The sequence below is a fragment of the Ileibacterium valens genome (assembly GCF_001945525.1).
GTDB lineage: Bacteria > Bacillota_I > Bacilli_A > Erysipelotrichales > Erysipelotrichaceae > Ileibacterium > Ileibacterium valens.
Map to the genome: position 1 here is coordinate 1 of NZ_MPJW01000076.1, position 18419 is coordinate 18419.

The 18419-nt window shown below is 39.8% G+C and carries 17 protein-coding genes and 1 riboswitch; of the genes, 10 read left to right on the top strand and 7 right to left on the bottom strand.

The window, feature by feature from the left end:
• Positions 1-169: 169 nt before the first annotated feature.
• The 5 genes from BO222_RS02690 to comGC all read right to left on the bottom strand — a co-directional run bounded on the left by BO222_RS02690 (position 170) and on the right by comGC (position 3213).
• Positions 170-796, bottom strand: coding sequence for a histidine phosphatase family protein (locus BO222_RS02690; RefSeq protein WP_143356908.1), 627 nt, complete (start codon positions 794-796; stop codon positions 170-172).
• Positions 797-1142: 346 nt separating this feature from the next.
• Positions 1143-1637 carry a hypothetical protein gene (locus tag BO222_RS02695; protein WP_143356909.1) on the bottom strand — a complete coding sequence of 165 codons (495 nt, stop codon included), beginning with the start codon at positions 1635-1637 and terminating at the stop codon, positions 1143-1145.
• Positions 1552-1959 carry a competence type IV pilus minor pilin ComGF gene (locus BO222_RS02700; protein ID WP_158024544.1) on the bottom strand — a complete coding sequence of 136 codons (408 nt, stop codon included), beginning with the start codon at positions 1957-1959 and terminating at the stop codon, positions 1552-1554. Before BO222_RS02700 ends, BO222_RS02695 begins: the two co-directional genes overlap by 86 nt.
• Positions 1960-2240: 281 nt before the next feature.
• Positions 2241-2732: a competence type IV pilus minor pilin ComGD gene (comGD, locus tag BO222_RS02710; RefSeq protein WP_075818159.1), complete on the bottom strand. Its 492-nt coding sequence runs from the start codon at positions 2730-2732 to the stop codon at positions 2241-2243.
• Positions 2710-3213 (bottom strand): competence type IV pilus major pilin ComGC, encoded by a 504-nt coding sequence (gene comGC / locus BO222_RS13265; protein ID WP_233131195.1) that lies wholly within the window; start codon positions 3211-3213, stop codon positions 2710-2712. Before comGC ends, comGD begins: the two co-directional genes overlap by 23 nt.
• A gap of 345 nt (positions 3214-3558) precedes the next feature.
• Positions 3559-3673, top strand: a riboswitch (FMN riboswitch).
• A gap of 287 nt (positions 3674-3960) precedes the next feature.
• On the opposite strand from comGC, the gene ribD reads away from it, so the two are divergent.
• From ribD to ribH, 4 genes are all read left to right on the top strand, one after another.
• On the top strand, positions 3961-5067 hold the full coding sequence (gene ribD / locus BO222_RS02720) for a bifunctional diaminohydroxyphosphoribosylaminopyrimidine deaminase/5-amino-6-(5-phosphoribosylamino)uracil reductase RibD (protein WP_075818160.1): 1107 nt from the start codon (positions 3961-3963) through the stop codon (positions 5065-5067).
• Complete coding sequence (locus BO222_RS02725; protein ID WP_075818162.1) at positions 5048-5716, top strand: riboflavin synthase; 669 nt, start codon at positions 5048-5050, stop codon at positions 5714-5716. Before ribD ends, BO222_RS02725 begins: the two co-directional genes overlap by 20 nt.
• A gap of 71 nt (positions 5717-5787) precedes the next feature.
• Positions 5788-6999: a bifunctional 3,4-dihydroxy-2-butanone-4-phosphate synthase/GTP cyclohydrolase II gene (locus BO222_RS02730; protein WP_075818164.1), complete on the top strand. Its 1212-nt coding sequence runs from the start codon at positions 5788-5790 to the stop codon at positions 6997-6999.
• 207 nt (positions 7000-7206) lie between these two features.
• Positions 7207-7683, top strand: a complete 477-nt coding sequence (gene ribH, locus BO222_RS02735) for a 6,7-dimethyl-8-ribityllumazine synthase (protein ID WP_075818166.1) — start codon at positions 7207-7209, stop codon at positions 7681-7683.
• 228 nt (positions 7684-7911) lie between these two features.
• Here the strand turns inward: ribH and BO222_RS02740 are convergent, their stop codons facing one another.
• A complete protein-coding gene (locus BO222_RS02740) occupies positions 7912-8340 on the bottom strand; it encodes an Rrf2 family transcriptional regulator (protein ID WP_075818168.1) in 429 nt (142 codons plus the stop codon).
• 77 nt (positions 8341-8417) lie between these two features.
• Between BO222_RS02740 and BO222_RS13925 the strand changes: the two genes are divergently transcribed.
• The 3 genes from BO222_RS13925 to BO222_RS02750 all read left to right on the top strand — a co-directional run bounded on the left by BO222_RS13925 (position 8418) and on the right by BO222_RS02750 (position 10225).
• Complete coding sequence (locus BO222_RS13925) at positions 8418-8984, top strand: hypothetical protein (protein WP_198931981.1); 567 nt, start codon at positions 8418-8420, stop codon at positions 8982-8984.
• Positions 8985-9031: 47 nt separating this feature from the next.
• A complete protein-coding gene (locus BO222_RS13930; RefSeq protein ID WP_198931982.1) occupies positions 9032-9301 on the top strand; it encodes a hypothetical protein in 270 nt (89 codons plus the stop codon).
• 87 nt (positions 9302-9388) lie between these two features.
• The gene (locus BO222_RS02750) at positions 9389-10225 is read left to right on the top strand and encodes a hypothetical protein (RefSeq protein WP_075818169.1); all 837 of its coding nucleotides are present in this window, start codon (positions 9389-9391) and stop codon (positions 10223-10225) included.
• An 87-nt stretch (positions 10226-10312) separates the two neighbouring features.
• On the opposite strand, the gene BO222_RS02755 is transcribed toward BO222_RS02750, so the two are convergent.
• On the bottom strand, positions 10313-13861 hold the full coding sequence (locus BO222_RS02755) for an MSCRAMM family protein (protein ID WP_075818170.1): 3549 nt from the start codon (positions 13859-13861) through the stop codon (positions 10313-10315).
• Positions 13862-14360: 499 nt separating this feature from the next.
• Here BO222_RS02755 and BO222_RS02760 point away from each other — a divergent pair, with 499 nt between their 5' ends.
• The 3 genes from BO222_RS02760 to BO222_RS02770 are packed head-to-tail and all read left to right on the top strand — an operon-like array spanning position 14361 to position 18149.
• Positions 14361-16274 (top strand): isopeptide-forming domain-containing fimbrial protein, encoded by a 1914-nt coding sequence (locus BO222_RS02760; protein WP_075818171.1) that lies wholly within the window; start codon positions 14361-14363, stop codon positions 16272-16274.
• Positions 16249-17157: a class C sortase gene (locus BO222_RS02765; protein WP_075818172.1), complete on the top strand. Its 909-nt coding sequence runs from the start codon at positions 16249-16251 to the stop codon at positions 17155-17157. Before BO222_RS02760 ends, BO222_RS02765 begins: the two co-directional genes overlap by 26 nt.
• Positions 17154-18149 carry an MSCRAMM family protein gene (locus tag BO222_RS02770; protein ID WP_075818173.1) on the top strand — a complete coding sequence of 332 codons (996 nt, stop codon included), beginning with the start codon at positions 17154-17156 and terminating at the stop codon, positions 18147-18149. Before BO222_RS02765 ends, BO222_RS02770 begins: the two co-directional genes overlap by 4 nt.
• The last annotated feature ends 270 nt before the right edge of the window (positions 18150-18419 follow it).

Sequence of the window (18419 nt, forward strand, 5' to 3'; positions counted from 1 at the left end):
AAGCCCCTTCGGGGTCCTGTGGACCCTGGACAGAACAGACCAGGCATGTAGTGTTTGAATCAGGCAGTGAACTGGTCCAGTAAACTAACGGCTGTAAAACTACTTACACAGTTTAGTTGACAGATCCTCAGATCACGTAAGTCTTTATCCATTCAAAATTCAGAATGGCTTACTCTTCATTTTTCTTGAAATTTTTCCAGATGGTTTCAGCTTTTATATCTGCGACATGCTGATCAATCACACCGATCAGATCAAAAGTCTTCGTCTTTTCATCATAATCGTATTCAAAGATGGCGCAATTTGGCATAAAGCCATATTCGCTCATCTTCTTTTCATCGACCCAGTCCGCAAAAGTCCGCATAATATCACCATGAGATACAACAAGAACAGTATCATTACCTGGCTGATCCATGACTTCTTCAAGAGTTTCTTTCATTCGTTTAACTAAAGAATCATCAGTTTCAATTCCTAAAACTCCATAAGCATTTTTTGCATTTGCCATGATATTGATCAAGGACAGATTCGAATCTCCTTCATAAACACCATAGCTTCTTTCTCTGAAACCTTTACGTCTTTCGTGAGGACCAGTATAAAACTGTTCCAGAGTTTCTTCCGTTCTGGGAAGGTCTGAAGTGTAGACTGAATCAAATCGGATATTCTGATCCTTAAAATATTGTCCAGCTGCATCGGATTGTCTGATTCCTAAATCAGTCAGTCTTGAATCACATTGTCCCTGCACCATTTCCTTCTGATTAAAGAGCGTCTGTCCATGACGCAAGATATATAGTTTTTTCATATTGATTGGCGGCAAGCTGATTTCACTACTAAGCGATCCTGTATCAGAAAATAAATTATTTCAGGATTGCTGGTGAAGAGGAATTGCCTTTCTTCCTTTCAGTATCTGAATCAATGTTCATTGTGGTTTTAAAGTTCATCCTGTTTAAAGTCCGTTTTTCTCGCTTTGAACAAAACATGAAAATCAAAACGCTGACCTGCAATGTCGTTTGAACAATCTTCGATTCTATCACGATTCACTCATTCGCCTCAAAAACCTGTTTATATAGATTTGTAACCGCCTTTCAGTCGGCTCAGAAGGTTTGAAAATAGATCAATTCAGGTTTTGTGATTGAAAATCCATAGAATCAATCATTGAAATATTTCAAAGCAACAATTCCATTCTCGTCATAAAACAAATGCATTCTGATTGGCTGACCATCAATTTCATATCTGGCTTCAATATAGGATTCCTGATCTTCAAATTCGATTTCTTTTCCATCAATCTGTATTTGGTGAATTTCACCATTTAAATCTGAATTGAAACAACGCTTCTGATAAGAGTGATCTTCAGCCATGCTTTTCGCATAATCATAGATGGCTAAATCTGTTTCAGATTGTCTGATCGCTAATTTCAGGTAAGCAGATTGCCTGACGAATTGAGCACTCAGAAGACTCAGTTCAATCAGCAAAGCAAAGATCATTAAGGCAGCCATGCTTGCATATCCATTTTTTTGAGTAATTCCCGTTAGCCTCTTTGCAGATTTTTTATCCTTTTTAGTTTTCTTTAGTCTGTATGATCTGCCATTGCATCCTTCTGTTTTGATAAACGATATGAAGCCAGATCCAGCCATCTTCATCATAAAATTCTCCTTCTTCGATTCTCTCCAGAAAAATTTCATAGCCGGGAGTCTTGGCGATTCGATGATTTTTATAGCCCAGCCGAAATTCAGATTCTCCTCGTTTCAAAACCAGTTCATTATTATCGATATAACAATAATTACTGAGTGCTGTCTCTTCTCTGAGTTGTAAAATTGCAAACTGGATCTGCCGATCTTCATTGGCATCAGTAAGTTTTACTGCACAATGTAAACAGAGCAGACAGAGCTCAAATACAACAATTGAACACAACAGGCCGCATAAGGCTTCAGCTAATGTAAATCCATTAAATTTCTTCTTTGACAAATCACAATCAGCCTGATTCTTGCTTTCATGATGATAAAATCGTTTTGAATTATGAATTTCATTGATACGAATAATATGAATACTGTTCAAAATACGATGTATCGATCTCTTCATTTGCCTTTACCCTCGAAGATTTTAAAAGCGCCTCTGACATCGCCATCAATAACAGAATTCCAATGGAAACGATCAATAAGGACATTAAAGCATCTTGTAATAAAAACCCATTCGTGGTGTCTATCCTGATTATGTGATCTTTTTTCAACACTCTTTTTGAATCTGTCTCAATCTTCCGTTTTCTCATCACGAATTCTTCCTGTACCAATCTGGATCACCAATTTCATGGATTCTGTTTCATTGCTGCAGATAAATGATCCGGCTGTTTGAATATTGCCTCTGCTCGAAAAGCCAAATGAAGCAGGCTCACAGACAATTCCCTTTGGATATTGAAATTTTTGATGATCAAATAATGCATAGTTTTCATCAATTCGAATTCTTTTTTCCTGTTTTAAGGCAAATGATTGCTGCTGCACCTGTAGATAACGGCTTTCCATCTGCTTCATGAAGACCGGCAGTGAAGATGACGAATTCGAACTTTTTGTGGTGATCATTAATATGCAGACAATAAGCAGACAGACCAGACATTCACTCAATGTAAATCCATTTTTCATGGCGATATTCTGTTTTTTATTCAGGTCAGTATTCTGCTTTTTCGCCTTAATTTTCTTAGCTCTGGAAATGATCATTTTCTTTTCAGTGAGATGCCTGTCCATCATCAATAAAAACTTCCGAACCATCCGGACAGCGATCCTGTCCTTTGTCAAGATATCCTTCTGCTATCAGATCAGAGATATCGGAAGGCGTCTCAAGATGATCAATTTCATAGAGCAGAATCTGTGAATCGACAATATCAAGAAGGGCTTCACATCCTTTGGCCCGAATAATTTTTTCCTTTTGCTGGATGTTGGGTAAAGTCACCAGCAAAAGCAGAGCAATGACCAGCATGACAATCATCATTTCAAGAATGGTAAAACCATTGAGATCCTCTGATGGATATCGACTGGATGGATTGGATGAAAAACTATTCTTCGATTCTGAAAAATGCAGCAGTCTGTTTTTCAGTGCTTCTTTTTCTGAACATTTTTTTCGAATCCTTCCTGGTTCAGACTCTTTTTCATCTTCTCTTCTCTTTGTCAGCGGGCTTTTCTGCTGGCCGATCGGACTTAAAACACAATTTTTTTTAAATCTTTTCATCATTCACTTTCCTTTCTATTGGTCGGATGCTTGTCTGATTGAGGCGAGCACCTGCTTTCTTATCCACCGCAATCCGGCAGTTCAGCACAAAAAAAGATAAATTTTTCTGAAAACGCCTTCTGTGACAGAGATTTGAACATTGAATTTAGAAAGGAATATCTAGAGAGAAATATCAATACTTTCTGAATCGAAGCAATGAGAAAAGTTAGAAATCATCATCCCAGAAGAACAGTTAAATCTATTATTTCTGATGTCTGATTCATGAGAAGTTCAGTTCTGAATTCAAATTCGGGAAGATTTGTGACTTGCTAAAATAAAATCATTGGTTATACTCTGTTTGAAAACAAAATAAATCTTCAGGGCGGGGTGAAATTCCCCACCGGCGGTACAGCCCGCGAGCCGTAAGGCACGATTCGGTGAAACTCCGAAGCCGACAGTAGAGTCTGGATGGAAGAAGATTAGTTCAATATGTAAAACATTTTTCATAATGGGAAAAGAAGCTTCGAAAGCTTATAGCTTTTGGATGTTTTTCTGTACCTTCTTATGGATACTTCGTGATGAATTCAAACTTTTCGAATTGAGTATTCCAAAGAAATCAGAAGAATGTTTTTAATTTAACTGATTACAGGCCCTGGATTGCTAAGCAATCCAGGGTTTCTTTTCATAATGCCTTTTCGTTTAAACGTGTACTGAAGAACTTTTTCAGGGCACGTTTTTTGTCGAAGTTGTTTTGTTGAAAGGAGAAAAACTATGGATGATCAGAAATACATGAGGATGGCTCTTGATCTGGCAAAAAAAGGCCGGGGATGGACTTCTCCGAATCCAATGGTCGGAGCCGTGATTGTCAAGGATGGAAAAGTCATCGGCAAAGGTTGGCATCAGAAGTATCGATCCTTACATGCAGAACGAGAAGCACTAGCCAACTGCAGACAATCCGCCAAAGATGCCACTCTATATGTGACGCTTGAGCCTTGCTGTCATCATGGAAATCAGCCGCCATGTACCGAGGCCATTCTCGAATCGGGAATCAAAGAAGTCGTGGTTGGATGCCTGGATCCAAATCCACTGGTTGCTGGAAAAGGCATTGAAATCCTAAAAAATCATGGAATCCTGGTTCGAAATGGAATTCTTGAACAGGAATGCAGACAGCTCAATCAGGCCTTTCTTTATTGGATACAGACCGGTTATCCCTACTGTGCCTTGAAATATGCGATGACTCTGGATGGCAAGATTGCAGCCGCTTCAGGGGAGTCAAAATGGATTACTTCATCCAAGGCAAGAAATCAGGTTCATTTATTACGACATGAATATGCTGCGATTCTGGTTGGAATCAATACAGTCCTAAAAGATGATCCCATGCTGAATTGTCGTCTTGAAAACACTAAGGATCCGATACGAATTGTAGTTGATACCCATTTAAGACTTCCCCTGGATTCTCAGCTGGTTCAAAGTGCTAAAAATATCCCTCTGATTGCAGCGACCTGTCAAAATGATTCAACAAAAATTGCTGAATATGAAAAAGCTGGAGTCACTGTTCTGATCTGCCAGTCAAAAGACAATCAGGTCGATCTGAAAGATCTTTTTTATCAGCTTGGACAGATGAAAATTAACAGCGTTCTCATCGAAGGTGGTCCAGCTATTGCAGCCAGCGCACTGGATCAGGGGCTTGTGCAGAAAGTTTATACCTACATTTCCCCGAAGCTATTTGGAGGAACTCACTCAAAATCGCCGATTGGCGGTCAGGGAGCCTGGTATCCCTCCGATTGCATAAAAGTTAAGGGCTGTAAGGTGCATACTATTGGCGCAGATTTTCTGATTGAAGGAGAAATTGAATCAAATGTTTACAGGGATCATTGAAGAATGTGGAACGGTGAAGTCCATTGAGAAAAAGGCCAACTCAGCCCGGATAACGATTCTTGCAAAAACGGTACTTGATCATACTCAGATCGGTCAGAGCATTGCCGTCAATGGAATCTGCCTGACCGTAACCAGCTGCTCAGGAGATTCATTTACGGCCGATGTAATGCCTGAAACGATGAATCGATCTTCATTATCAATTTTAAAAACTGGAAGCAAAGTCAATCTGGAAAGAGCCATGCTGGCAAATGGACGGCTAGATGGACATATTGTCAGCGGTCATATCGATGGAACAGGAAAGATCGTAAATATTAAACCGGATGAAAACGCCTTCCGGATCAGGATCAGTGCTGATCCTCATATTCTTGAACAAATTGTTGAAAAGGGGTCCATTACAATCGATGGAATTTCACTGACAGTCAGTGCAGTAGATGACAATTCTTTCGAAGTGTCAATCATTCCCCATACGGCCAAAATCACTACCTTGTATAACAAAAAAGTCAATGATCCAGTCAACCTGGAAACAGATTTGATCGGCAAATACGTCTTTCGTTTTTTGCAGGCTGGATCGACAGACCACAAGAGCCAGAAATCACAGACAAGTGGGATTACTCAGGAATTTCTTTTAAGTCATGGCTTTGGTTATTAAGAATTTCCTTTTTAGAAATATTCGAAATTCTATACAAAAAATTAATCACTCAGAAAAAGGAGTTAATCATAATGACACAATTAAATACGATCGACGAAGCGCTCGAAGATCTTAAAAGTGGAAAGGTGATTCTGGTCATCGATGATCCAGATCGCGAAAATGAAGGAGATCTGATCTGTGCAGCCGAGTTTGCCAATCAGGAAAATATCAATTTCATGGCTACTTTTGCTAAAGGTCTCATCTGTATGCCGCTTTCCGAAGAAATTGCTCAGAGGCTGAACCTCAAAGCAATGTGCGAAAAGAATACTGATAATCATGAAACTGCATTTACAGTTTCGATCGACCATATATCTACCACAACTGGAATTTCGGCAAAAGAAAGAGCCGTTACAGCAGCAGCCTGTGCCAATCCTGAATCAAGACCCGAAGACTTCAGAAGACCCGGCCATTTATTTCCTTTAATTTCCAAACCAAAAGGTGTGCTTGAAAGAAATGGACATACCGAAGCTACGGTTGATTTATGCAAGCTTGCCGGCCTGGAAGCCTGCGGTATCTGCTGTGAAATTATGAGCGAAGATGGCTCAATGATGCGGACTGAGGAGTTGATGGATTTTGCAAAAAAACATGATCTGAAAATGATTTCGATCGCTGATTTGCAAAAGTACCGGAAAATGAAAGATTGTCTGGTTGAACAAAAAGCAAAAGTTTCTTTACCGACAAAATACGGAAACTTTACAGCCTATGGTTTTGCAAGTTTAGATCAGACTGAACCGATTGTATTAATCAAAGGCGAAGTTTCCAACAGGAAAAACGTTCTGTGCCGGATGCATTCTGAATGCTTAACCGGTGACGTATTCGGATCAAAGCGTTGTGACTGCGGCGAACAGCTCGAAAGATCCTTAAGAGCGATTGAAGAACGAGGTGAAGGAATACTCATCTACCTCAGACAGGAAGGAAGAGGAATCGGTCTTCTCAATAAGCTTCTGGCTTATGAGCTGCAGGAACAGGGCTATGACACACTGGATGCCAACCTGCATCTGGGTTTTGGGGCCGACGAACGCGATTATTTTATTGCTGCGCAGATCTTGAATTTTTTAAATGTTAAAAGTATTGAGCTGATGACAAACAATCCAGACAAGGTAACACAGCTTGAACAGTATGGAATTCAAATCAGCAGCCGGATTCCTGTAGAAATTGAAGCCTGCGAACATGATCATTTTTACCTGCAGACTAAACAGGATCGAATGGGCCATCTGCTTCATATTAACCAAAACGATCAGTAATTAACGAACAAAATAAATGACAAACATTAAAAAAAATTGATAACTGAAACCTCTGTCGATTCCATATAAAAAAGGTTTTAAAAATTCATCAATACTGTTATTAGAGAATTTCAAATAGAAACCAAATCCATAGACATAACCAAAACAAAATCAAAACAATCAAAAATAATCGATCTGGCTTATAAGTCGGATCAGGAGGATAAACTTATGAACAAAATCGAAGGAAATTTTCAGGTCAGCCAGCCAAAGATCGGAATTGTAGTTGCCCGATTCAATGAATTCATCACATCAAAACTGCTTGCCGGAGCTCAGGATGGTCTGGTGCGTCACAATGTCTGTGATGACGATATCGATTATTGCTGGGTTCCTGGCGCCTTTGAAATTCCATTAGCCGCCAAAAAAATGGCTAAAAGCAAAAAATATGATGCTCTGATCTGCCTAGGCGCAGTCATTCGAGGAGCTACCAGTCACTATGATTATGTATGTAATGAAGTCTCCAAAGGAATTGCCGCAGTATCTCTTGAATCAGAAATTCCAGTTATGTTTGGAATCCTGACCACAGATACAATTGAACAGGCCATCGAACGTGCAGGAACAAAAGCGGGAAACAAAGGCTATGACTGTGCTTTAGGAGCTTTGGAAATGATTTCCCTGCTCGATCATCTGCCAGCAGATTTACGTTAGTTCAATTCATTTATCGTTGAGCATCTTCGCTCTTTAAAGCTGGTGATCATTACTCAATTAAGAACAATCGACTGCTTAAGTGGTTGAACGAAAGCAAATCTAGTTCATTTTAAGATAACGAGTTCTTTGCCTGAAGGACTCGTTTTTCTATTTCCTGATATTTTCTGATTGCTGATCAGACAGTGATTTTTAATTATTCTCATTTTGAATGATTCTAATTGGATGTTCTTATTTGATCTGTTGAAGTTTTTCACAATACTGATCAATCAGACTCTGCAGAGTAATACTGTTCAGTTCCTGTTCGAATTTATTCTGTAAGGAATCATAGTTTTCCTGGAGCACTTTCTGAATATATATCCCATGCTGACAATCCGGATTGGTATGAGTATCCAGATGCAGAATGCATTTTCCATCTTCCATGATCTGATAAATATCCAGCAGAGTAATTTCTTTTGGATCTTTTGCCAGTTTTGGACAGGCCTTTCCCTGTCTGCTCTGTATCAGATTTCCCTTTTTCAGTTTAGCCATGAGTTTGCGAATATGAGCCGGGCTTGAGGCCATACTTTTAGCCAAAGCTTCACTGACTAAATCCACCTGGCCCTGATGAATCAATACGAGTAAATGAACTGCATCTGCAGTACGGGTTGAATAATTCATAAAAAACCTCCATGAGTGATCTTCTTGTATTCATATCAAATACACGTTAACTTCTTTTCAGAAAGAAGGCGTGTACGATGAACAATAATCAATATTGCAACGCAGAATTTCTGCTTCAGAAAATCCAGGAAAGCGATGCCGTCCTGGTCGGAGCTGCCAGTGGTCTGTCAGCGGCAGATGGTAAACATTTCTGGTATCAGGACGATAATGAATTCAAAAGAGTTTTCAAAAGCTTCAGAAACAAATATGGGGTTCGTTCTGCTTTTGATGCTTTCTATTATCCATATAAAACGACAAATGAAAGATGGGCTGCCATTGCCACTCTGGTTCATCATCTTTATGAATATAAAGCTGGCCAGGTTTATAAGGACCTAAAAATCCTGCTTCAGGATAAGCCCTATCATATCATGACGACCAATCAGGATTTTTTGTTTTTCCAGGATTTACCTGCTGATAAAATCTCCATCATTCAGGGAGACTGGCGTTATTTTCAGCGGAAAGACTATGGTCAGAAAGATAAAATCTGGGATAACCGGCAAATGGTTGATAAGATGTACGCTTCTATGGAAGGTGGAAAAACCGCCATTCCGGATGAATTAATCCCAAGAGATCCTGAAGATGGAACTGAATTGATGCCCTGGTAAGACATCCCGGCTTTCTGGAAAAATCCAAATATAACGAACAGTATCGTATGATTCGTCAATTTCTTGATCATTGGTCTGGCAAGAAGATTTTATTTATAGAACTTGGAGTAGGACGCATGACTCCAATGTTTATTCACGAACCTTTCTGGCAGTTAACTTATCAGCTTCCTTTTGCTTATTATATTTCGATCAATCTAAAAGATGCATTACTTCCAGAAGCGCTTGAAGATAAAGGCCGCGCTATTCATGAAGGAATTGCAGAAGTCTTTCGTGATGCAGTCAAGCTCAAAGAAGAAGAAAACCAGTCCAAGGACTGATAAAGCGATCATTCCGGGACATTCATAAGCAGTGATTTTTGATCATGTTTAATTGTGAATGTCAGGAAGCAGAAAGGTGGTTTAACAATGAATACAGAAGATTTAAGAAACGTGGATTCAGCTGCTTTGATGCAGCAGGCTGCTGACTGGATTGAACAAGCGGATGGAATCATCGTCTGTGCAGCAAATGGCTTTTCCATTTCAGAAGGATTTGCGATTTTACAACCCAGTCAATGGTTTGAAAATAATTTTTCTGACTTCATTAGGAAATATGATATTCAGATCCCTCTGCAGGGGCTTCAGGGATATATTCATGATGGAAAACCATTCAGTGAATTCTATGAAAGACTGCTTCGCCAGATTCATTATGATAAACCGGTAAGCGAAGCTATGAAAAGTCTTCAGGAAATCACCAGCAATAAAGCCGCTTTTATTCTGACAACTAATAGTGAAGACCGATTTGTTCAGGCAGGTTATCCTGAAAAGGATGTCTTTTATCTTGAAGGAAGAATGAACTACCGCAAAGATCATAGCAGAATTGAAAGAAATGAACTTTCTTCAATCACTTCACCTGCAGATCTTGAAATGAACGGATATACAAACAGCACTCATTTTCAGAATAAGATCAATGATCTCAACGCCTTTTTACAGACGCATCCAAGAGCGGTAATTCTCGAGTTGGGTGTATCGGCTAATAATGGCTGGATTCGTCCATTGGTTAGACAGATTCTTGAATACAGTCCTCAAATTCACTTCATCGAAATGAATTTAAAAGCCAATCCAATGTCTCTGTATCCTGCAAAAGATGCAGGGCGGATCATACAGATCGAAGGTCCATTAACCGAAAAACTAAGTCAGCTGGCAAAAGAGGTTCACAACAAATTAGATTTCAAACTCATTAAAAGCAGTTTTTTGAAGAAATAATAAAGAAAAAAATAAGATCGATCCATATTCTCGAATCGTTTTCGAAAATGCGGGCCGATCTTTTTATATACAATCTTATTTTTTAAATCAGTTGTTCATATCCGAATTTTCCTTACCTGCTAAGCGATTCAAACAGAATCCCGCAAACATCAAAGTTAAAACCAGAAGACAAAGGACTAACTGATCCTTCAAACCGGTATCAGGAAGCTGCATTCCCGGGATATTCATAATATCGAGATGAAGTGTTAAGCGCTTTTCATGGATTGAAATGCTCGAAGAAGGCTGATCATTGACCAGGACTTCGAACTGATTCTTTGCTGGATCACATTTGGCTTTAAGCTTCCAGACCATTTTGGTCTGAGGATAGCCTTCAGGTGATCTGGTTTCTTCAAGATAATAAGTCGTATTGTTTTTCAGGTTATCAAACTGCAGGTTTCCATGCTTATCACTGTTCAGGCTGGCAATTGGGTTCGTTAATTGTTCATCCTGATACAGAGTAAAGAGTGCATTTTCAAGTGGGTTGTTCTGATCATCTTTTTTGATGATAGATACAGACCAGTCAGCCACTTCATCAAATACAATGACCTGATCATCCCTGCCTTCGGTTGTAATCCAGTTGGCGTCAGATGGAATCTGCCAGATTGGCTTCTGATCTTTTACATTCAGAAAAATTTCTTCTTTCAGATTCTGATAGCCTTCAGGGGCCTCGATCTCCTTTAAGGTATGCTTTCCTTCTGATAGTCCTTTTAAGACAATCTTTCCATCGGAATCGATCGTCAGCTGCCGTTTAATAGAAGATGGATCAGTCCATTCAAAAACCGCGCCTTCAATCCCGACGTTACTGTCTGCCTGTTTTTTGATGAGCATTGCTTCTACAGGTCTTTCCTTACATTCAGGAACCTGATAAACCATCGCATCTTCAGTTTCCAGTGTTGGATCAATGATCATGGTAATGACTTCATCCGATTTCATATATCCTTCTGGAGCCTTCGTTTCTTCAATGATAAGTATTCCAGCAGGCAGACAGGGCTGCTGTCTGGAATTGAGATAAAAGGCATCTCCTGAAACCTTATAAGTATCTTCAAAGCGAATTTCACCCTTCTGATTGGTTTTCATCACCCAGGTTTTCGTCGGATTCTGATTCAGATTGGGATTCACTCCGGCATAAAATTTTAAAGTAAACTCAGCATCTGCCAATGATCCGCTTCCCTGTGGTTCATTCTTTCCGGTCTGATCATCCACTTTTTGAAGAACAATCTTAACTGGACAGCTTTTTGGGGTATCTTTGGCATAAACATGATGCATATTCTTGAATCCAGCCGGATGAGCAGAAGCCTGATCAATCGTGACTGAATAAATCGTTGGATCCAATGTATACCCTTTAGCTGGCTTGGTTTCCTTATAGGTATAGTTTCCAAAAGGCAATTCGACAATATTGGACCAGTTATCATTGGAATCATCCCCAATTGTCATCACGGCCACTGCCTGATTGGAAGAATCATAGACGGTATATTCTGCTCCAGCAACGCTGTAGAAGTTATTGGAATTGCTGATATCAGGCAGCAAAGATTTTTTCTGAATCGATAGATGACCGATTTCAGGAAGCATTGGGATTCTTCGATAACTGACAACTCCTTGCGCAGTGGACATGCTCTGCCCTGCTGCTTTATAAAATCGAAGAGCAAAAGCCAGAGAACTCAGCGATCTGCCATTTGCTGCATCTGGATTATCAAAGTTAGCCGTACACCAGTTGTAGGCATCCTGAAACAGTCTTTTCTGATCAGAAATCGAAGCTCCCATATTCACGCCATCAATATAGTAACCGTCGGTATAAATGGAGGTATGAATTCCTACCGGACTTAAATATGGATGCTTCTGCGCCATGATTCTCCAGGTGTTTACTGCCAGCAGCCCTCTGCATAAGGTGGAATCTGGAGTCATATTGTCTATGGCATTTCCATAACTGCCAAAATGGCTGTGATTGTAAAAGTAAAAGCACATTCCTGCCAGATACTTCGCCGTGCTTTCAGTCATGATTCGAATATTTCCATTCAGCCTCTGTGATGTCCATTCTGGAAGATTATATTCGGTGGCAGCACCTAATTGTTCTGGAACCTGAGGCATGCAGCAATACGCTAAATTTGTTTCGCCGGTGGTTGGAGAATAAACCTGAAACTGCGGCAGCGGAACAATTGAATCCGGTATATTTTCAGAACCGGAATTCGGCATGATTCGATAAGCCGCTCCGGTTTTTGAGATCGTTGCTCCTGGAGTATCCTTAGGATCCCTGCTCATTTCCGGCCTGGTTAAAACTGCACTTAATGTATTGGAATGCAAAGAAAACTGAACTTCATCATCAACCAGCATTTCTGGTTTTATCGTGATCATCTTTGATGAAATTTCTGTTTGTGTCTTCTCTTTGTTTCTGAACAGCTTTTCAGGCTGAATATTCTTTTGAAAAATCTGCAATGTTCCATTCCAGCTGTTTTCAGGAATGTCCTTTGTATTGATCAGAATGATCTGATCCTCATTTTTACAAAGTCCAAATGCATCATCATCCAATGTAACTTCAATATCTTGTTCTGATCCATTTAAATCTTCAAAAAACGATTGATCGAAAACAAATCGAAGCTGTCCTTTCTGAAATCCGATCTCATTGCTGCCGGATTGTTCGAGTGTATTTTCGATCTTTTCTGGTTCTCTGTTCTGATATTCTGCATTCTGTGAATCATTGTTCTGGCTTTCAGCCTTTAATGCAGCATTAATCATAAGATCAAAAGGCTGGTCTGTTCTGATTTCAAGCAAACCATCTGTGATCTTCTGATCATCACTCTGAGGGATCCATTCTAAAGAAGCACTGTTCTGTAGTGATTGTGAATATTGAGGTTTCTGATTGTTCTGCTCATAAAGTTTTTTTGCCTGTGGACTGAATTCAACAGTCTGCATCGATAAATCTGCAGCAGATTCATCATCTGTTTTTTCAATCTCATCCGCATTCGGATTCGATGGATTGTTTTCAGAAAAATCTTCCGGCGGCTGATCCGATTTATTCTGATCTGCCTGATTTTCTGCAAAATCATCCGGTTCACAATCAATTGCTTCATCCGAAGTATTACCTTCTGAGAAATTGGGCTTTGAATTCTGATCTGAATTTACAGATTCTTCAGTCAGATTTTCAGAATCCGGATTGTTCTGACTTAAATCTTCATCAGTGGATTGAGGGTTCTTTATATTCTCTATGAAAAACGCTTCAATGCGAATATCTGACCTTGCTTTCAGATCGAATCGGTATTCTTGATTCGATGACTCAATATCTGCAAGATTTTCATCATTCAGGAATACCTTATCTATTTGTCTGTTTTCATTGGTATCAATAAGAACAGACAGATTACTTCCCTTCATAACCTGAAACTCAGTAATTCCATCCGGGTCAGGAGTCGCATACATCTGGTTATCATTCAGTTTTACTTCGATCCTTCCTCCTTGTCCCGCTTTGATTTTGATCCAGACCTTTTCTTCCTGATCTGGCGAATTGGCGAAGACATCTCTGGAGAGTTCAAAACTTCCAAGACTCATAAAGATCGACAGAAAGATAATCAGTGCCTGGTAAAAAGCTGATCTGTATTTATTATTCATTTGGTTCTCCGATGATTGGAGTATCGGTTATCTCTGATTCAACACAATCCATTCCCTGTTTTCCAGTTGTGTATTTTCTGGATTCTTTCACTTTTAAAATATCGAAAACTAATGTGAATGACAGGATGATGACAAATTTAAAGAAGTATCATTCTGATAAGAATGAATCGTTTCTCTGCTCTTTTAAGAGAGTCTGATGTCTAAAGCGATCTTCATAATTGATTCCAGCTTTGTTCCTGAATCATTCCAGTTTTCTTCAGCAAGATCTCACATCTCGTTCACTTTCATTTCCTTCAAACGATAACAAATTTCTATGTTGGTCCTATATTTGTCATTTTTGATATTTCTTCTGTATTTTAGCCGCTTTATTTCACATTTTATCGTTGATTATGGGATTTATATCTGGTCTTCTGAATTGAAAGGGATGCGTTAGAGCTTTAAAAGGTAATCATGGAGTATCGGAACCAGGCCAATTGATCGCCTATGGAGATGATAAGAAATGATGAATAAATACAGAAATTCACGATTTTTACATATCAGCAGATCAGCCATCACATTTGCAGCAGCTGCTTTGCTTTATCAGAACTGTCCTGAACCGGCTTTTGCATTCGAGCCAAATACTCTGCCTCTTGTATCTGAATCAACGAATGGATCTGGTCAGATCGATTTTCAAAGCGGGAACGCTTCTTTGACAATCGTTGGCAATCAGGGACAGAGTCTGCAGGGTAAAACATTTAATTTATTCCGCTTATTTAATGTCAGTTCCTCTGCTGACCAGGCTTCCATCAACTATACTTGGAATCCCGAATATAAAGACGCCTTGCAAAGCGTGATTTCGAAAAGAACAGGAAAACCGACTGCCAGTATTGATGAAGCATTTGCGGTCGATTATATCCAGTCCTTAAGAGAACCAGGCGTGAGCCCAAATCCAGGGGCTTCAAGCGATCAGCCGCTTCAATCAGCCAGTTCTGATTTCAGATTGTTTGTGGAAGAACTGACGGTCACTCTGATTCAGAACGATCAGCCGGATTATACGGTAAAAGTCACAGGGACATCGGCTGATAATCGCATTGTAATTTCGGGTCTTGAGTATGGTTATTATCTGATTGATGAAGATTCTGGATTGATTCCATCTTCTCAGGCCGCTTCCTTAACGATGATGACGACCTTAAATCCATCCTCACAGCTGCAGATCAAATCGGATTTACCAACAGTTGAAAAGCAAGTTGGCGATAAAGCTCAGAACCAGAATCCCTCAGGAAATTGGCAGATCATGTCTGATTTTGAGATTGGAGCCAGAGTTCCCTTTCGATACCTTGCCAATGTCCCTAACATGACTGGTTACACGACCTATCAGTTCATTTTTCATGATCAGCTGAATTCTGCTCTGACATTTGATCCATCTTCCGTTTCGATAAAATTAACGGATGCCAGTGGAAATGCGAAGACAGTCCCCTCTTCTGATTATCAGATCATTCAGAACGCAGATCCAAATGAAACCTTTTCGATTCGATTTGCCGATCTAAAATCAGTAGTCAATCGTTTATTTCCTGGCTCTGGAAATCAGAATTCTTATGGACAGCAAATGGAGATTAAATATACGGCCACTCTGAATGAAACAGCGGCTGATCAGACGGGTAAACCTTTGGAAAACAGAGTTCGCCTGGAATTCTCCAATAACCCAAAACATACCCAGACTGGACAGACGGAATTTACCCCCTGGGAAGAAACAGCCGTTTTTACCTATCAGCTCGACAATTTAAAAGTCAATAACCAGGATGCTCCCTTAGCTGGCGCAAAATTCCGCCTGTATTACGACGAAGCCTGTACCAATGAAGTTATTTTAAAAAAAGGCACGAACGGCTACGTCGTGCTAAACCCCGATACAGCTGCTGGAGGGACTGGTGAAGAAATGGTTTCTGAAGCGGATGGATCATTTGTCATTTATGGTCTGGATGCAGGAACCTATTATCTAAAAGAAACTGCAGCCCCAGATGGATATCGTCCAATTCAGGATCCAATAAAAATCATCATTGAATCGACTTTCAATGCCATTCCAAATCAGGGACTTTCCACGCTGCATGCCAAGGCTTCGACGACGACTTATTACATGGGCGTTGCTTCAACAAACACCAAAGATTTACAGACAAACCTGGCCAATGGATCGATTCAGAATAAAATTGTCAACCAGATCGGTTATCAGCTGCCTTCAACGGGATCCTATGGAGCTGCCATCCTTCTGGGCGCTGGAGTCATTGCAATCAGCACTGGAGCTTACCTGTTATCTACTCGTAAGAAGTCTAAAGCAGGCAAAATCGATCAAGGCAGCCTGGATCGTGACAATGCAATTGATCATAAGGATTCAGATTCCATAATGCAAAGTGATCATGAAGACTTTAAGACAGGAGAATAGTGTTCAGACCGGTTTAAGATCCAAAAAGAACAGGTTTGAGAATCTTCAGAAAGGCCGACTTTCAGGATTTCAAAAAATATCCATAAAACGAATACTTGGAGGATTCAGTATTTTATGTGGTCTGATTCTGTGTCTGCTGGTTTTAATTTTACCGATGGTTGACTGGGTTCAGAATCAGAATCTAATTGATACATTTCAATCGGATGTCTTGGATCAATCTTACAAACAAATTGAGCATGAAATGAAAAGAGCTAAAAAATGGAATATTGAACTTTCGGCTCTTTCATTTCCTTTGAATGAACAGAAAGCAGAAGAGTACAGGAGCATTCTGAATTATCAGGATGGAATTATGGGGGTAATTGATATTCCATCCATCGATGTTCATCTGCCGATTTATCATTCCACCAGTGCTCAGGTACTAAGTCATGGAGTGGGTCATCTTGAAACTACTCCCTTTCCAATTGGTCAAAGGGGGATGCATTCAGCATTAAGTGCTCATACCGGTTCGGCATCGGGAAGATTATTTACCCGATTGGATGAACTTGAAACAGGTGATCTTTTCTGGGTGCAGACTGCAGATCAGAAAATGACCTATCAGGTCAAAAAGATTCAGGTTGTTGATCCGGATGATCTCTCTGTCCTGCAGCCTCAGAAAGATCAGGATCTGATCAGTCTCATTACCTGTACGCCTTATGGAATCAACTCTCATCGTCTGATCGTTACAGGACAAAGAATTCCTAATATTGAAGAAAAAGAAACAGTGATTCAATCAAAAAGGGGTTCATTGACCTATTGGCTGATGCTTCTTCTTCCACTATTGATCTTAGTTATTGGCCTGGTTGTGATCACGATAAGGATCTTCCGGAAAGGATGGTGGAAATGAAGATGATATTTCATCGGCTAAAACAAATCAAATGGGGCGCTCTTGTGAGTGTCTGCCTGATCGCCAGTCTGTTCTTTCTGAATATTCCTGGCATAGTCAGGGCAGATCAGAATGGCAGCATTGAGGTATTGATCGATCAGGATATCCTGGAATCGGATCTAAAAATCGATCTGAATCGTCTAAGTTTTGGCTTAATACAGGTTGGAGAGGTTTTGGATGGAACTTTTGTCTATAAGGATGAATTTTCTAAATTTGAACAGGAACACCTTTCGCTTTCAGAAATCGATTCTGCTGCTGTACTTTTAAAAACAGCTGTTGATTTGCTTGACTATACCAATCAGAATCACATCCCTGTCGATTTTGAAAAGAAGATGAACTCATCCGGAAAAGCTATTTTTGATTCGTTAGGACAGGGGGTTTACCTGCTTTATTGCCTGGATAGGCCTGAAAACTGCATTATTTTGCCTGCTCTATGTATGCTTCCCTGCCTGAATCAAACCACTTCACAAATGGATTTGAATATTCAGATCTCGCCAAAAATCTCCAGACTGCCCGAACTGGTGATTCATAAAATTGATACAAAAACCAAAAAACAGATTCAGGATGGATTTGTATTTGAACTTAAGGATGCAGATGATCAACAGGTGATTCAAAGACAGGAAGGAGCCAATTATCAGGCTTCGTTTATGATTCCATTTGGTCAAAGCTGTATTGAAGAAATTAAAGCACCTGATGGCTATCAGAAGAGTGATCAGAAAATCGAATTAAACCTTGGCTATCATGGTCTGTCGATTAATGGCGTTCTTCAGGAAGAACAGGCAGAGTATTTCATTGAGTTTGAAAATGAACCGGAAGATGTAATTAATACATCAAAAAATGTTCATTCATCCACGAATAACAGAGTCACCTTCTGGATCATCCTGGGATTTATCAGCATTCTTTACCTGATGGTCTTTGCAATGCAAAAAAAAACATTCAAAAAATTCGATTGATTAAACCTTTAATGATCAAAGGGGCTGTTAAATTTCTGACAGTCCAAAAATAAAAAGAGGCACCTGATCCGTAATGGATGAGGTGCCTTTTTTTGGTAAAATATGTTCATGCTCAATAAACAAAATTACCAAACACACTATAACTCGATTCAGGGCCGTTTGCCACTGCTCCATTCTCTCTTCCCTCATATTGAGATGGATTCTGTCTTCACTACTGTCAGTTCCTTTGTCGATGATTATCTCGACCTTGCCCTTTATCCTTCTTTTGCC

Coding starts and splice junctions, on each gene's coding strand:
- BO222_RS02765 (WP_075818172.1), top strand. CDS start 16,249: ATGAAGACTTTAAGACAGGAGAATAGTGTTCAGACCGGTTTAAGATCC.
- BO222_RS13930 (WP_198931982.1), top strand. CDS start 9,032: ATGATTCGTCAATTTCTTGATCATTGGTCTGGCAAGAAGATTTTATTT.
- ribH (WP_075818166.1), top strand. CDS start 7,207: ATGAACAAAATCGAAGGAAATTTTCAGGTCAGCCAGCCAAAGATCGGA.
- BO222_RS02760 (WP_075818171.1), top strand. CDS start 14,361: ATGATGAATAAATACAGAAATTCACGATTTTTACATATCAGCAGATCA.
- BO222_RS02770 (WP_075818173.1), top strand. CDS start 17,154: ATGAAGATGATATTTCATCGGCTAAAACAAATCAAATGGGGCGCTCTT.
- BO222_RS02725 (WP_075818162.1), top strand. CDS start 5,048: ATGTTTACAGGGATCATTGAAGAATGTGGAACGGTGAAGTCCATTGAG.
- BO222_RS02750 (WP_075818169.1), top strand. CDS start 9,389: ATGAATACAGAAGATTTAAGAAACGTGGATTCAGCTGCTTTGATGCAG.
- BO222_RS02740 (WP_075818168.1), bottom strand. CDS start 8,340: ATGAATTATTCAACCCGTACTGCAGATGCAGTTCATTTACTCGTATTG.
- comGC (WP_233131195.1), bottom strand. CDS start 3,213: ATGATGAAAAGATTTAAAAAAAATTGTGTTTTAAGTCCGATCGGCCAG.
- BO222_RS02695 (WP_143356909.1), bottom strand. CDS start 1,637: ATGATGAAGATGGCTGGATCTGGCTTCATATCGTTTATCAAAACAGAA.
- BO222_RS02730 (WP_075818164.1), top strand. CDS start 5,788: ATGACACAATTAAATACGATCGACGAAGCGCTCGAAGATCTTAAAAGT.
- BO222_RS02690 (WP_143356908.1), bottom strand. CDS start 796: ATGAAAAAACTATATATCTTGCGTCATGGACAGACGCTCTTTAATCAG.
- comGD (WP_075818159.1), bottom strand. CDS start 2,732: ATGATGGACAGGCATCTCACTGAAAAGAAAATGATCATTTCCAGAGCT.
- BO222_RS02755 (WP_075818170.1), bottom strand. CDS start 13,861: ATGAATAATAAATACAGATCAGCTTTTTACCAGGCACTGATTATCTTT.
- BO222_RS13925 (WP_198931981.1), top strand. CDS start 8,418: ATGAACAATAATCAATATTGCAACGCAGAATTTCTGCTTCAGAAAATC.
- ribD (WP_075818160.1), top strand. CDS start 3,961: ATGGATGATCAGAAATACATGAGGATGGCTCTTGATCTGGCAAAAAAA.